This window comes from Listeria sp. MAN/IMW/UF555, assembly GCF_058684075.1.
On the sequence record NZ_JBZWZS010000001.1, the window covers coordinates 276673 to 290899 of the forward strand.

General features: G+C 35.0%; 15 protein-coding genes. 8 read left to right on the top strand and 7 right to left on the bottom strand.

Annotation, left to right across the window (positions count from 1 at the left end; translation table 11 throughout):
• Positions 1-11: 11 nt before the first annotated feature.
• Entirely contained in the window at positions 12-1526 is a 1515-nt protein-coding gene (locus AC4PG8_RS01320; protein WP_003771815.1) for an ABC transporter permease/substrate-binding protein, read from the bottom strand.
• Positions 1523-2506, bottom strand: coding sequence for an ABC transporter ATP-binding protein (locus AC4PG8_RS01325; protein ID WP_492169944.1), 984 nt, complete (start codon positions 2504-2506; stop codon positions 1523-1525). Before AC4PG8_RS01325 ends, AC4PG8_RS01320 begins: the two co-directional genes overlap by 4 nt.
• A 218-nt stretch (positions 2507-2724) precedes the next feature.
• Here AC4PG8_RS01325 and murB point away from each other — a divergent pair, with 218 nt between their 5' ends.
• From murB to AC4PG8_RS01350, 5 genes are all read left to right on the top strand, one after another.
• Positions 2725-3621 (top strand): UDP-N-acetylmuramate dehydrogenase, encoded by an 897-nt coding sequence (gene murB / locus AC4PG8_RS01330; protein ID WP_160465738.1) that lies wholly within the window; start codon positions 2725-2727, stop codon positions 3619-3621.
• Between the two features lie 27 nt (positions 3622-3648).
• The gene (locus AC4PG8_RS01335) at positions 3649-4686 is read left to right on the top strand and encodes an AI-2E family transporter (RefSeq protein WP_033533038.1); all 1038 of its coding nucleotides are present in this window, start codon (positions 3649-3651) and stop codon (positions 4684-4686) included.
• A gap of 62 nt (positions 4687-4748) precedes the next feature.
• Positions 4749-6017 carry an alkaline phosphatase family protein gene (locus tag AC4PG8_RS01340; RefSeq protein ID WP_492169945.1) on the top strand — a complete coding sequence of 423 codons (1269 nt, stop codon included), beginning with the start codon at positions 4749-4751 and terminating at the stop codon, positions 6015-6017.
• A gap of 18 nt (positions 6018-6035) precedes the next feature.
• The gene (locus tag AC4PG8_RS01345; protein WP_003762234.1) at positions 6036-7280 is read left to right on the top strand and encodes an MFS transporter; all 1245 of its coding nucleotides are present in this window, start codon (positions 6036-6038) and stop codon (positions 7278-7280) included.
• 69 nt (positions 7281-7349) lie between these two features.
• Positions 7350-7949, top strand: coding sequence for a VanZ family protein (locus AC4PG8_RS01350; RefSeq protein ID WP_492169946.1), 600 nt, complete (start codon positions 7350-7352; stop codon positions 7947-7949).
• 26 nt (positions 7950-7975) lie between these two features.
• Here AC4PG8_RS01350 and AC4PG8_RS01355 read toward each other — a convergent pair whose 3' ends face one another.
• Complete coding sequence (locus AC4PG8_RS01355; RefSeq protein WP_003771802.1) at positions 7976-9142, bottom strand: hydroxymethylglutaryl-CoA synthase; 1167 nt, start codon at positions 9140-9142, stop codon at positions 7976-7978.
• A gap of 149 nt (positions 9143-9291) precedes the next feature.
• Between AC4PG8_RS01355 and AC4PG8_RS01360 the strand changes: the two genes are divergently transcribed.
• The 3 genes from AC4PG8_RS01360 (at position 9292) to AC4PG8_RS01370 (ending at position 11328) form a co-directional block, all read left to right on the top strand.
• Positions 9292-10461, top strand: coding sequence for a thiolase family protein (locus AC4PG8_RS01360; RefSeq protein ID WP_492169947.1), 1170 nt, complete (start codon positions 9292-9294; stop codon positions 10459-10461).
• 229 nt (positions 10462-10690) lie between these two features.
• Complete coding sequence (locus AC4PG8_RS01365) at positions 10691-10939, top strand: hypothetical protein (protein ID WP_492169948.1); 249 nt, start codon at positions 10691-10693, stop codon at positions 10937-10939.
• A 14-nt stretch (positions 10940-10953) separates the two neighbouring features.
• Positions 10954-11328, top strand: a complete 375-nt coding sequence (locus tag AC4PG8_RS01370; RefSeq protein ID WP_492169949.1) for a hypothetical protein — start codon at positions 10954-10956, stop codon at positions 11326-11328.
• Between the two features lie 232 nt (positions 11329-11560).
• On the opposite strand, the gene AC4PG8_RS01375 is transcribed toward AC4PG8_RS01370, so the two are convergent.
• From AC4PG8_RS01375 to mdrL, 4 genes are all read right to left on the bottom strand, one after another.
• On the bottom strand, positions 11561-12091 hold the full coding sequence (locus tag AC4PG8_RS01375; protein ID WP_492169950.1) for a P-loop NTPase family protein: 531 nt from the start codon (positions 12089-12091) through the stop codon (positions 11561-11563).
• A 6-nt stretch (positions 12092-12097) separates the two neighbouring features.
• Positions 12098-12337: a helix-turn-helix domain-containing protein gene (locus AC4PG8_RS01380; RefSeq protein ID WP_031649315.1), complete on the bottom strand. Its 240-nt coding sequence runs from the start codon at positions 12335-12337 to the stop codon at positions 12098-12100.
• 15 nt (positions 12338-12352) lie between these two features.
• Entirely contained in the window at positions 12353-12901 is a 549-nt protein-coding gene (locus AC4PG8_RS01385; RefSeq protein WP_003766848.1) for a DUF2975 domain-containing protein, read from the bottom strand.
• A gap of 132 nt (positions 12902-13033) precedes the next feature.
• A complete protein-coding gene (mdrL, locus tag AC4PG8_RS01390; RefSeq protein WP_003762202.1) occupies positions 13034-14227 on the bottom strand; it encodes a multidrug efflux MFS transporter MdrL in 1194 nt (397 codons plus the stop codon).

Sequence of the window (14227 nt, forward strand, 5' to 3'; positions counted from 1 at the left end):
CTAGCTTTTTTCTATTTAATAATTCCTTGATCTTGTAGATAATCTTTAGCTACTGTATAAGCTGATTTACCATTTACATTCACTTCATAGTTCATTTTACGCATTTCATCGTCTGTAATTTTCCCTGCAAGTTTGTTTAATGGTTTTTTCAGTTCTGGATATTTATCTAATGTTTTTGTCAGCATAAGAGGTGCCCCTTGATAAGGAGGGAAGAGTTGTTCATCATCTTCTAGCACTTTTAGCTTGTACTGAGCGAGTTCACTATCAGTAGAATAAGCATCTAAAAGGTTAATGTCACCAGATTTAATTGCATTGTAGCGAAGTTTTGGTTCCATTGTTTTCAAGTTCTGGAAGGTAAGTCCATATTTATCTTGAATGCCTTTATATCCGTCCGAACGATCTTTAAACTCTAGTGTAAATCCTGCTTTAACCTGATCAGCTACTGGATTTAAATCAGATATTTTCTCTAATTTGTTTTCTTTAGCAAATTCAGGTGAAACAGCAAGCGCATAAGTGTTATTGTATTCCATTGGTTTTAAGTATGTCATATCAAAATCTTTTGCTAAACCATCACGTGCTTGCGTGTAAACTTTTTCTGGATCATGTGTTTTTGCGTTTTCTTTTAAGAAAGTTTCTAATACGGTACCTGTAAATTCAGGATAAATATCTATATCACCTGATTTTAAAGCATTAAAGACAAAGCTTGTTTTACCCATATTAGGTTTCACATTAACTTTTAAATCCGTCTCATCTTCAATAACTAATTTGTACATATTAATCAAAATTTCTGGTTCTGCGCCTAATTTCCCGGCAATCGTAATTTCTTTTTTATCGGAAGCAAAATAAGGAACGACGATGATTGCGGCAGTAAGTAAAATTCCTGCTGAAATCGTAATAATCGTACTTTTAAAGGATGCTTTTTCAAGGAATCGCAGTAAGAAATCAAACAAGATTGCGAGTAATGCTGCTGGAATTGCACCAAGCAGGATTAAACTATTATCATTACGATCAATCCCCAGTAAAATCAAGTCCCCAAGACCACCAGCGCCAATTAATGCAGCGAGGGTTGCCGTACCGATAATTAATACCATAGCCGTACGTATACCAGCCATAATTACAGGCATTGCAAGAGGTAGCTGTACTTTGTATAATCTTTTCCATTTGTTCATTCCCATTGCGCGTGAAGCTTCGACAAGAGCTGGGTCAACTTCTTTTATCCCAGTATATGTATTCCGTAAAATAGGCAACAGGGCGTAGATTACAAGCGCAATAATTGCTGGAACTATCCCAATACCGACAAGTGGAATTAATAACCCAAGTAAAGCAAGGGAGGGGATTGTTTGAAAAATAGCAGCTACTTGAATAATTGGTTCAGCAAGTCGTTTATGTCTAGTTAAGTAGATACCTAGAGGCAAAGCAATGAGTACAGCAATAAAAAGGGATACGAACGAAATCTGAATGTGTTGTACTAAGGCCGTGAATAGCTCATCTTTACGGACAGCAAATGTATCTAGTAATGTATTCATACAAGCTCACCCGAACTTTCAAGATGACGCGCTAAAAATTGCATCACTTGTTTATTAGTAATCGTACCGATAAACTGACCGGTTTCATCTTTAACTGGAACCGATTGTTCTTCGGCAATGCGGCGAACTAGATTTTCAACTGGTTCGTTCGAGGAAATTCCCATCGTCCCGTCACTAGCTTGATAGGCGTAAAACAAATCAGCCTCTATTAAATCATTTACTGTAAAACTCGATTCTAAAATTGGTGTATTGAACGCGTGACCAGAAGCTAAGAAATCTTTAACAAAATCATTTTCAGGATTTTTTACAATTTCTTGTGGAGTAGCGACTTGGACAATTTCTCCATCTTGCATGACACAAATACGGTCTCCCAGTGCTAGAGCCTCTTGCATATCATGGGTAACAAATACGATTGTTTTCTTGATTTTCTTTTGAAGTGTGGAAATGTCTTGTTGTAAACGTTGGCGTGAAATAGGATCAAGCGCGCTAAAAGGCTCATCCATTAAAATTATTCCTGGATCGGCCGCAAGTGCGCGAACAACACCAACACGCTGCTGCTCTCCGCCAGATAATTCAGCTGGCTTACGATGGCGATAACTTTCCGCATCTAAACCAACGCTATCAAGCAATTCGGTAATTCGATCATGGATTTTTTCTTTACTCCATTTCTTTAACTCTGGAACAATAGCGATATTTTCTTCAATTGTCATGTGAGGAAAAAGTGCTATTTGCTGTAAAACATAGCCAATATCCCAGCGGAGTTCATGAATATCATAATCACTAATACGCTTTTCATTAATATAAATGGTTCCAGTTGTAAGTGGAATCAAGCGATTAATCATTTTTAACGTTGTCGTTTTCCCGCAACCACTAGGTCCGATGAAAACAAAGAACTCGCCGTCTTTTATGTCCAAAGTAACATTATTCACTGCTGTCTTATCATCGCTGTACTTTTTGGATACATTATCAAAACGAATCATTTTTTCATCCCTTTCTCAATTTAATCGAATGTATGTTCTATATCATATCATTTCTGATTTTAATTCTCAAGAACATATCATCCAATTACCCTAAATTATTACTATCTATTCCTATTTTGATAAAAAAACTATGGAATTCTTTGTAAAAGTGAGGTTCCATGATAAAATAAAGGAAGTGATTTTTCAAAATTACATCAATGAAAGGTTTGAAATAAATAATGAACAACTTGCAAGCACAATTTCCTCATATAGCTATTAAATTAAATGAACCCTTATCTAAATATACGTATACGAAAACAGGTGGAAATGCAGATGTTTTCGTTATGCCGAAAACAATAGAAGAAACGAAGGAAATCGTTACTTATTGTCATCAAAACAAATTACCACTTACAATTCTTGGAAATGGCTCTAACTTAATTATTAAAGATGGTGGTATTCGCGGAGTAATCGTACACTTAGACTTACTTCAATCCATTGAAAGAAAAAACACACAAATCATCGCAATGAGTGGAGCTAAGTTAATTGATACAGCAAAATTTGCATTAGATGAAAGTTTAAGCGGACTGGAATTTGCGTGCGGCATTCCAGGTTCGATTGGCGGTGCGTTACATATGAATGCAGGCGCTTATGGAGGCGAAATTAGCGATGTCCTTGAAGCAGCTACTGTTTTGACACAGTCCGGCGAATTAAAGAAATTAAAGCGTTCTGAGCTAAAAGCAGCTTATCGTTTTAGTACGATTGCTGAAAAAAAATATATTGTTTTAGACGCAACTTTTTCACTGGAATTAGAAGACAAGAATATTATCCAAACGAAAATGGACGAACTTACCGCTCTAAGAGAAGCAAAACAACCTCTAGAATATCCATCTTGTGGGAGTGTATTCAAGCGTCCACCAGGCCATTTTGCTGGTAAATTAATTCAAGATAGCGGCTTACAAGGCCATATTATTGGCGGCGCTCAAGTTTCACTAAAACATGCTGGTTTTATTGTTAATATTGGCGGCGCGACAGCTACTGATTATATGAATTTGATTGCTCATGTACAACAAACTGTACGTGAAAAATTTGATGTTGAATTAGAAACAGAAGTTAAAATTATTGGCGAGGACAAATAGCCAAATTAAGTAGGAGGTTATTTATTTTTGAAAGAGTTTAGTTTATTTTTACAGAATCGAAGCGTACGACGCGTTGGGGTATTTCTGCTAATTGCCTTCGTACTTTACTTGCTTAGAAGCCAAATGAATATTATTTTATTAACATTCATTTTTTCTTACCTTATTACTCGACTAGAAAACTTTATTTTACGACGAATTTCAATTTATCGACAAATTATTGTGTTGTTGCTTTACGTTTTAATTGCAGGCGTGATTGTCTTCGTTTTCGTTAAATATATTCCTGTTTTAGCGGATCAAATAAATCAATTAGTGAAATTTGGTAATAGCTTCTTAAAAACAGATAGTAATAATGAGTTTATTAACTACATTGTTAGTCTAGCAAATCAATTTGATATTATGAAATACACAGAACAAGGCGTTTCAATGATTCTAACTTATTTGACTAACGTTGGGACAGTGTTGATGAACGTATTTATCGCACTTATGCTAAGTTTGTTTTTCTCATTAGGAAAAGATCATTTGATTTCGTTTACCAATCAATTTTCCACTAGTAAGATAGGCTTTATTTACGAAGAAGTAAAATTCTTTGGTTCAAAGTTTGTGGCTACTTTTGGGAAAGTAATCGAAGCACAGTTTATCATCGCTCTTGTTAATGCTGTACTTACGACGATAGCGCTCTGGATTTTAGGCTTCCCGCAATTGATGACTTTATCGATAATGGTGTTCTTACTTGGATTAATTCCAGTAGCCGGGGTTATTATTTCTCTTATCCCGCTAACTATCATTGGTTATTCCATCGGTGGCGTAGAATACATTTTCTATATTTTAGTAGTTGTCATCATTATCCATGCACTTGAATCTTATGTACTTAATCCAAAACTTATGTCAGCAAAAACAAATTTACCAGTTTTTTATACTTTCATTATTCTTATTTTCGGGGAGCATTTCTTTGGAATTTGGGGATTAATCGTTGGTATTCCAGTTGTAATGTTCTTCTTGGATGTTCTAGGCGTCACGAATCAAGAAGAAGTTAACCAACCAAAAGATACAATCAGTCATACGTAATGCACACGGGGGTTCTTCCAGATTAGCTGGAAAACCCCTGTTTTTTAAAGGGGGAAAGCATAATGGAACAACATCTTTTTGTGATTTCATTAGATGCGCTAGGAGCACTTGATTTAAAGGACACGTCTGATTTACCAGTTTTACGAGAATTAATCCAAACGGGGACACATATTCAAGAAGTAGAAACGATCTATCCATCACTTACATATCCAGCACATACGAGTATTATTACTGGTCATTATCCGAAAACTCACGGCATTATAAATAACACAAAAATTCAACCCGAGAAAGATTCACCAGACTGGTTTTGGTATAAAAAAGCGATTCAAGTTCCCACTTTATATGATTTAGCAAAAGAAAAAGGGATGACAACCGCAGCTTTTTTATGGCCAGTTGCAGCAAAAAGTAGTATTGATTATAATATTGCGGAAATTTTCCCAAATCGCTTTTGGTTAACGCAAATGATGGTGTCGCTTCATGCTAGTTCACCATTATTTTTAATCGATATGGACCGAAAATTTGGACATTTACGAAAAGGCATAAATCAGCCAGAGCTTGATATATTTTTGACAGCGAGTGTTGTAGATACAATAAAAGCCAAAAAACCAACCTTACTTTTAACACATTTAGTAGATATGGATAGTATGCGTCATGCCCACGGAGTTCATTCGATAGAAGCAAAAGCCGCTTTAAAAAGACATGACAACCGTTTAGCTAAAATTATTCAGGCCACGAAAGATGCTGGTATTTATGAAAATACAGTTTTCGCTATTTTGGGTGATCATTATCAAATAGATGTAACGCACGCAATCCGCTTAAATGTTCTCTTTGCTGAAAAAGGCTGGCTAACAGTAGTGGATGGCAAGATTACAGACTGGGAAGTATATGCCAAAAGCTGTGATGGCTCTTGTTATATTTATACGAAAAATGAAAAACATAACCAAGAAATCGAGATTTTACTGCAAAGCATCAACGAAATAGAAGAAATTTTGTCAACTGAGGAATTAACACGTCGGGGTGCTGATAGCCAGGCTACTTTTATGGTAGAAGGGAAGAGTGGTTACTACTTTATGGATGACATAGATGGTCCGCTTTACGAAAAAGTGACTGAGGAGATGCTTGGAAAACCAGGTTATTACAAAGCAGTTCATGGCTATTCTCCAAGTAAACCGGATTATAAAACAACGATTATTTTTAACGGACCTGGCATAAAAAAAGGCAAAAAAATTGCAAATGCACATTTAGTTGATGAAGCTCCAACTTTTGCCCGAATTTTAGGCTTACAATTTCCAAATACTGCTGGTACTGTAATAGAAGCGCTATTCGAATAGAAAAGAGGGGAAATACTTTTGGCATATACAAAAGAGGAAAAAAGCTGGATTTTTCAAGATTGGGCGAATTCTGCCTATTCTATTATGATTACAACTGCCATTTTACCGATTTATTTTAAAGGGGTGGCAGCAAATGCAGGAATTGCTGATACAACGTCAACTGCTTACTGGGGTTATGCGAACTCCATTGGAACTTTGTTAATTTCATTACTCGCACCAATCCTTGGCACAATAGCAGATTATCAATTTTTTAAGAAACGGTTTTTCGGCATTTTTACGGCAATAGGGATTGCTTTTACTTTCTTACTTATTTTTATCCCTACGGATGCCTGGCTTTTGTTACTTGGATTTTATGTGTTATCGTTAATCGGTTTTTCAGGGGCAAATATTTTTTATGATGCATTTTTAATTGATGTAACTACTAATGACAGGATGGATAAAGTGTCATCTGCTGGGTATGCTTATGGTTATTTGGGTAGTTGTATTCCGTTTATTATTTTCATTATTTTTCAAGCGACAGGAATTTTACCTATTAGTGATGTGGCTTTAGTAAATATTGGTTTTGTTATGACTGCATTATGGTGGTTGTTTTTTACGATTCCGATGTGGAAAAATGTACATCAAATCCATTATATTCCAGCGGTGAAAAAACCAGTCAGAACAAGTTTTAAGAGGTTATTTCATACAGTGAGTCATATTAGTGAACATAAAAATATTGTTATCTTCTTAATTGCGTATTTTTTCTATATAGATGGGGTGGATACGATTTTCCGGATGGCGACTTCTTATGGAATTGACTTAGGAATTTCGCAAACGACATTAATATTAATTCTCCTAATGACACAACTCGTGGCCTTTCCGTTTACATTGTTATACGGCTACTTAGCTAAACGTTTTAGTGCCAAACCGCTAATCTTTACTGCAATTTTTGTTTATATTATTATTTGTATTTATGCCGTATTTATGAAAACAGCGCTTGATTTTTGGATTTTAGCCATGTTAGTTGGAACTTCACAAGGAGGGATTCAAGCATTAAGTAGATCCTTTTTCGGGAAAATCATTCCTAAGAAACGTTCTAATGAATTTTACGGTTTTTATAATATTTTCGGTAAATTTTCAGCAATTATGGGTCCGGCACTGATGGGCGTAATCACGCAAATCACTGGAAAAACACAGTACGGGGTAGCTAGCTTAATTGTTCTTTTCCTCGTTGGCGGCATTTTATTTTTATTTGTAAAAGAGAAAAACTTAGAAAATCTTTAAATCCTTTTAAGAAAGTCCTTATTTTCAAGTGTTAAGCTAGATGTAAGATTTGAAAAGGAGGACACCAGGATGAAAAAATACTTCATAATTCTTGTTTTACCAATCATTTCTTTAATTGCTGCAGTAACTATGTATTTTTCCTGGTTCCAAGGATGGCTTTATTTTTATTTAAAGCACGTAATGGCGACAGTAAGTCATATGGGCTACATTACGGTTGGCATAACGGCGATTTTACTCTATTTTGTCGCAGTTCAATTAGTAAACTGGAAAATAAATAAAGCATTACTCGTTTTTTGCTATATAATTTATTTCAGTATTCTTGTTTGTTTATTATTCGGAAAAGCTTCCGATACTCAAGGATTTTCGAGTGATACTTTTAGTTTTATTGACACATTCTTGGCTGGAAACTTGCGTGTTATTATTGTAGGAAATGTACTCGCTTTTGTTCCAATTGGTTTTTTATTAAAGAAATTAGGATTTTTTACTGCATTACTTTCAGCAGGAATGTTGATTTTTGCAGTAGAAGGGATGCAGTATATAATGCATGTGGGGTTCTTTGATACTGGAGATGTATTCTTAAATGTTTGTGGCATTATGCTAGGATACATTCTTATCCGTTTTTTGTCCCCAATAAAATTTAAACGATTCAAAGTAAAACCGACTAGCTAAATGAGCCTAGTCGGTTTTTTTGATCGTTATTTTTTTATATATTGACGTTTATGATCTTGTATTCCTGTTAAAATAATTGGCGCTGGATCGCTAGCAGGGTCGATTTCAAGCGTAGAACCATCTTTTGGTAATTGTTCTTTAAATTTAGTTTCATAGTCCGGAATAGATAGCTTCGTACGGTTAGCTAATAATTCAGCATGAGCCTCTTTACGAATATATTTTTTATAGTCTGGTTGAAGCTCTCCATGGAAAAACTCCCCAACAGCTCCAGACCCATAACTAAAGAAGCCAATTTTATCATCTGCCTGTAGATTCGCTTGATTGTCCAGCAGGGAAATGAAGCTTAAATATAACGAACCAGTGTAAATATTACCAACATTGCGGCTGTAAAGCGTACTTAAACGATAATTTTCTAATAATCTTTCTTGTACATCACTTGGAGCCGTTTCAATAATTGTATCTAATGCCTTTTTACCCATTTTTGTATATGGTAAATGGAAACAAATTGCCGCAAAATCATCTAGTTTCTTACCAAATTTCTCTGAATATTTATTCCAAATCGTTTGGAAAAAGTGAATATATTGTTCTGTTGAATATTTACCTTCTACACAAGCGTATTCAGAATACACAGGGCGCCAAAAGTCCATAATATCTTCTGTATAGAATACGTTATCATCTAAAAGCGTAATACAGCGCGGATTAGCTGAAATAACCATTGCAACAGCTCCAGCACCTTGTGTTGCTTCTCCACCAGTTTCAAGTCCATAACGCGCAATATCAGAGCCAATCACAAGTACTTTACTATCAGGATGTTTTGCGACATAATCTTTCGCTAGGTTAATGCCCGCAGTAGCACCGTAACAAGCTTCTTTTATCTCAATAGCACGAGAGAAAGGTTGAATCCCAAGCAGACGGTGAATATAAACAGCACCAGCTTTTGACTCATCAATTCCAGATTCAGTTGCTAAAATAACCAAATCAATTTTTTCTAGATCTTCTTCATCTAAAATTTGTAAAGCTGCATTTGCACCCATTGTGACGGAATCTTGGGTGATAGGGGCAAAAGCCATTTTATCTTGGCCAATTCCAATGGTAAATTTATTTGGATCAATGTTTCTAGCTTCAGCAAGTTCAGTCATATCAACATAAAACGCAGGAGTATAAAAACCTATTTTATCAATTCCAATTTTCATATGTAAGCTCAAGTCCTTTATATTTTATTTGTAAGTACTTCAATTTTAGTAGAAAAATGCGGAAAATACAATACATTGGGCTTAATCTAGTGAGTTTTTAGCAAGTTTCATGATATAATACGGGTAGATTACATTTAAAGGAGATTGCTATGAAAGAAGTAGTTATAATAGATGCCGTTAGAACACCAATTGGAAAATTTGGTGGTAGTTTGAAAGACATCAGTGCAGTAGACCTTGGTGCTACCGCTTTAAAAGGTGTTTTAAAAAGAGCTAACATTGCTCCAGAACGTGTGGATCAAGTTATTTTTGGTAATGTTTTACAAGCAGGTCTCGGTCAAAACGTAGCAAGACAAGTCGCTATTAAAGCCGGGATTCCTTATAAAGTACCAGGTGTGACAATTAATGAAGTTTGTGGCTCTGGTTTAAAAGCTATCATGCTTGGTAGACAAGCAATTCAACTAGGGGAGGCTGACATTGTAGCAGTAGGAGGGACCGAAAATATGTCCCAAGCGCCGTTACTACTTAACCCGGAACTAGCTGGTGAAGAAATCAACCCGAAAGATTTAAAAAATAGCATGATTATTGATGGACTTACAGATGTTTACGGGGAATACCACATGGGAATTACTGCAGAAAATGTGGCAGATAAATATTCCGTTTCAAGAGAAGAGCAAGATAAGTTTGCCCATAATTCACAAATGAAAGCTGCTCGTGCGCAAGAAAAAAATCTTTTTGAAGAGGAAATAGTTCCTGTTCAACTTCCAGATGGTTCATTTTTCAAAGCTGACGAAACAATTCGTGCTAATTCTACTTTAGAAAAACTTGCTACGCTTAAGAGTGTTTTTCAAGAAGGTGGAACTATTACTGCAGGTAATGCTTCTGGTATCAATGACGGAGCTTCTGCAATCATTTTAATGTCCAAAGAAAAAGCTGTGGCAGAAAACATCCCTTATTTAGCTACAATTAAAGTAACTTCAGAAGTCGGAGTGGATCCAGCTTATATGGGTTATGCGCCATACTATGCAGTTAATGAAGCGCTAGAAAAAGCAGGCTACTCAATAGCTGATATTGATTTATTCCATTTAAATGAAGCTTTTGCATCTCAATCAGTTGCAGTTGCAAGAGATTTAAAAATACCTGAAGAGAAACTTAATATTTATGGTGGAGCAATAGCGCTAGGCCATCCAATCGGTGCTTCAGGAGCTCGCATTGTTGTTTCATTGTTAAATGAGTTAAAACACGAAGATAAACATACAGGTGTAGCTTCCTTATGTATTGGCGGCGGTATTGGTATTGCAATTATCATTGAAAGAGTATAAGTAGTATCATTTAATCTTCATAAAAAGCTAAAATCAATCAACAACATTTCAAGAAAAATAGCGAAATAAGATTAAACTAGCCTTAATCATAGTTGTGGATTAAGGCTTTTTTTGTTTAAATAAGTGATGGTACAATGAAAATGGATTATACAAATCATGGTAATGCTAAGCTTCATCCTAAAGTTCCACATAGACATAATTTCAATTCTAAAGGAGGTTTATATTTTAAATGAATGCGCAGGATTATAAGTTATTTAAAGAGAGTTTATATTGCGGAGAAGAATATCTATTTACATACCATGAGGCTGATTATTGGATTAGTCATGGTGCTAATGGTGAAAGTAGTTTATCTAGAGATGACGGAACACATTGTCAAGATTTCAACCCTTTGGATGAACTTCTAAAAAATGCAAAATTAGAAGGAAACACTTTAGATGAAGCGCGTAATGAAATTGAGTGGGGTATTGCAGAGGAATAGGAACTGATCTACGAATGTGCGACAAAATAAAAAACGAAACCGATATTGTAAAATTAATGGACTCATTAAATTATTTTCATGATAGTTGCATTACTGGTTTAACTTACTCAAGTAGCACATATGTAGACGAAACTGACTTATCAATGGTGATGGGCACGAATCCAGTAGTTAAATTGATTATTCAAAGACAAGCAGATTCATTAACGACCCTAGAATTTTGTTTAGAGGGCGTTACTCATTTATGCATACATAACGATTTAAACACGTCGTCAGAAATCCAAGAAGCAAATCTTTACTATAAAAACGGTAACTTTCATTGGAACGTTGATGATGAAATGGCAAGTTTTAAATGTAAGAAAGTATCGTGGAGAGAAATTCAAAAGAAATAGTGAATTTTAAGTGTAAGAGAGTACAAATTTTTAATATAAACTGCTACAAAAAATTGTGATAAATCAAACATATCGAACTGAGTTTTCTAAAGCTAATAATCGAGAGAGGGCAATAGTTCTCTCTTGATTAAATATTAAATTTTCTAGTTTACATAATATATATTATAGGAAGTAATACATATTATTGCAAACCAGCAATAAACGCTAATTCACCAATTATTCTAGCTAATAATCAATATTTCCTCAGTTCATGATAACTATCTATCACAAATACTTCTTTTTGATATACTTCTGCTAATAATTCTTTCGTTTGTTTACCAGAACGCTTATTATACTTCAATGCATAAATTAAAAATGAAAAACTTAACTTTTCGACGCAACCAGCAGTTATATCAGGTCGTGTACTGAACATGTATTTAAAGCGTCTTTTGATTATATTTGCTACACATACTAATAACGGAATTTTAATCCAAATAACTAAGTCAGCATATTCAAGCCTTTTACTTAGATTAAAAAAATAGTCTCCATCGATGATATATGGCTTGTTAGAACTCATTACTTCATTAACTTTCTTTTCGAATTCCGCTTCAGTTATATGATTCCAATTTTCTTGCCAAAAAATTTTATCAAGATGACATACTTCAAAGCCGTATTTTTCGCCGATTTTTGCTGCGAAAGTTGATTTTCCGGCACCATTTGGACCGATTACTAATACTTTGTTCTTATTTACCAACACGGCTTCTAGTTGATTGTTATGCTTCATAGTTGTTCATCCTCCGTTTTTTAGATTGTTTTCAGGCGTCTCATCAGCCACATACTCTAATATATCACCAGGCTGGCAGTTTAATGCTTTACAGATTTCATTTAATGTGGAAAATCGTATCGCGCTTACTTTGCCAGTTTTGATTTTGGATAAGTTGACATTAGCAATCCCAACTTCTTCGGACAGTTGGTTTAAAGATATTTTACGGTCAGCCATTATACGATCTAGCCTCAATACAATTGCCATCGTTTTTCGCTCCATTCATAAAGTTTCGTCGGATTCTTTTTGCAAAGCTGCACCATAACGAAATATTTCAGTCAAACAATAAAAAATAATTGCAAAGAAAAATGCCATATCTAGCCCTAAATGAATACTATAACCCGGTATTAAAATTGTGTGCAAAGCTGAGTATAAAATTTGTGGACCTAACGCATAAACGAGCATTAATTGTGCAATTCTATGCAGCCTTTTGATTTCAACATCATTAAAAGGTGTGAATTCAGCTGCTAAATCTTTAAAAATGGTACTAGCAATCCATAGCATCCAAGCGATTAAAATAGCATAAAGGACTGAAATACCAACTGTAAGCCACTCTTCCGTTTGAACATATTGGGAAATGTCATTACCTACAAAATATTCGGTATTAAAATTTAAAATAGTGTTTAATTCCATCTTATTTATACTGATATTATTACGATTAAACAATTTCAGCACAATAGCTAAAGCGGCTACCAGAATCGCACCTACAGACAAAATCTTAAGGGTAATATGTAGAAAATAACTCATTTTTTGCAATCGTTTTAGTTTCATGTAAGTCTCCCCCTTTTTTCTAGATTATACATAATAGAGAGATAGTGTGTCAACAGATTTTTAATGATAAACATTAAATAATTAATAATTAGCATAAAAAAAGACTGAACAAAATTGCTCAGCCTGTCGTTTTTATTCACTTTTTATTGAAGTAGATTGTTGAAGTGCGAAATGTGCCGGTTTTAGTTTAATAAAGAGAAGTCCCATACCAGCTAAACAAATAACACTGGCTACTATAAATGGCATTTTCATACCAAATGCTTCGCTGAGTAAGCCGGAACAAAGTGGTGCAAATGCTGCCCCTAGCCAACGTACAAAGTTATATGCCCCACTAGTGACACTTCTTGCATATGGCGAGTGCTCCATGACAGTTGTTGTAAACAAGGCGTTGTTTATGCCTAATATTAAGCCTGAAATAACTATTAAACCAATATCAACGGCTGTATTATCAATAAATCCTAGTAATGCTAAAATAACAGCACACGCAAGTAACGATCCCTTTAATATTTGTTTACTATTAAAACGAAATTCTAATGCGTGAGAAACTTTTGCAGAACCAAGCGCTAAACATAGTCCCCAAGCAAAAAATACAAAACCGATTTGAATTGCTGATAAACCAAGAACGAGTGGCGAATAAGCTAAAATTGTGAAGAAACAATAATAATAAAACATGCCACTAAATGCAATTTGTAAAAATGGGCGATATTTAAACAAATGTAACATCTGCTTGATAGCCACTTCATTTTTTTCAGTAGGCGCTTGAACAACTTTTTTCGGTTCTTTTACTTTGAACAAAATCAGTAAAAATGCGATAAAAATTAAGCAAGCTGTAGCAAAAAATGGATAACGCCACGAAACATTTCCTAAAATACCTCCTAATAAAGGTCCAAATGCCATCCCAAGGCCCATAGAAGCTTCATAAATCCCAATCGCATGTCCTGGTGTCTCTGATAAAGCAATTAACATTGTCATCGCTGTAGCCATGAACATTGAATTACCAAAGCCCCAGCCAGCACGAAAAATGGATAAAGCGCCAATTGTATCTGATAAACCACATAATAATGCAAAAATAGTTACGATAAATAGTCCGATAACGATTAATTTTTTGTCACCCAATTTACCTGCGACAATACCAATTGGAATCATCATAATCGCCATTGTAAAAATATAAGCAGTGAATAACATTTCTACTTGTGAATGGGATGCGCCAATACTTTCTGCAATAGAAGGTAAAAGTGGATCCACAACCCCAATCCCCATAAAAGCAAGCAAACTAGCTGCTGCAGTTATCCATTTCCCCGTGTTCATTTCCTTGTCTGTCATCAT

Excerpts from the sequence above, each read along its gene's own strand:
- murB (WP_160465738.1), top strand. The coding sequence starts at position 2,725 with ATGAACAACTTGCAAGCACAATTTCCTCATATAGCTATTAAATTAAAT.
- AC4PG8_RS01360 (WP_492169947.1), top strand. The coding sequence starts at position 9,292 with ATGAAAGAAGTAGTTATAATAGATGCCGTTAGAACACCAATTGGAAAA.
- AC4PG8_RS01375 (WP_492169950.1), bottom strand. The coding sequence starts at position 12,091 with ATGAAGCATAACAATCAACTAGAAGCCGTGTTGGTAAATAAGAACAAA.
- AC4PG8_RS01350 (WP_492169946.1), top strand. The coding sequence starts at position 7,350 with ATGAAAAAATACTTCATAATTCTTGTTTTACCAATCATTTCTTTAATT.
- AC4PG8_RS01370 (WP_492169949.1), top strand. The coding sequence starts at position 10,954 with ATGTGCGACAAAATAAAAAACGAAACCGATATTGTAAAATTAATGGAC.
- AC4PG8_RS01325 (WP_492169944.1), bottom strand. The coding sequence starts at position 2,506 with ATGATTCGTTTTGATAATGTATCCAAAAAGTACAGCGATGATAAGACA.
- AC4PG8_RS01365 (WP_492169948.1), top strand. The coding sequence starts at position 10,691 with ATGAATGCGCAGGATTATAAGTTATTTAAAGAGAGTTTATATTGCGGA.
- AC4PG8_RS01385 (WP_003766848.1), bottom strand. The coding sequence starts at position 12,901 with ATGAAACTAAAACGATTGCAAAAAATGAGTTATTTTCTACATATTACC.
- AC4PG8_RS01320 (WP_003771815.1), bottom strand. The coding sequence starts at position 1,526 with ATGAATACATTACTAGATACATTTGCTGTCCGTAAAGATGAGCTATTC.
- AC4PG8_RS01380 (WP_031649315.1), bottom strand. The coding sequence starts at position 12,337 with ATGGCAATTGTATTGAGGCTAGATCGTATAATGGCTGACCGTAAAATA.
- AC4PG8_RS01355 (WP_003771802.1), bottom strand. The coding sequence starts at position 9,142 with ATGAAAATTGGAATTGATAAAATAGGTTTTTATACTCCTGCGTTTTAT.
- mdrL (WP_003762202.1), bottom strand. The coding sequence starts at position 14,227 with ATGATGACAGACAAGGAAATGAACACGGGGAAATGGATAACTGCAGCA.
- AC4PG8_RS01340 (WP_492169945.1), top strand. The coding sequence starts at position 4,749 with ATGGAACAACATCTTTTTGTGATTTCATTAGATGCGCTAGGAGCACTT.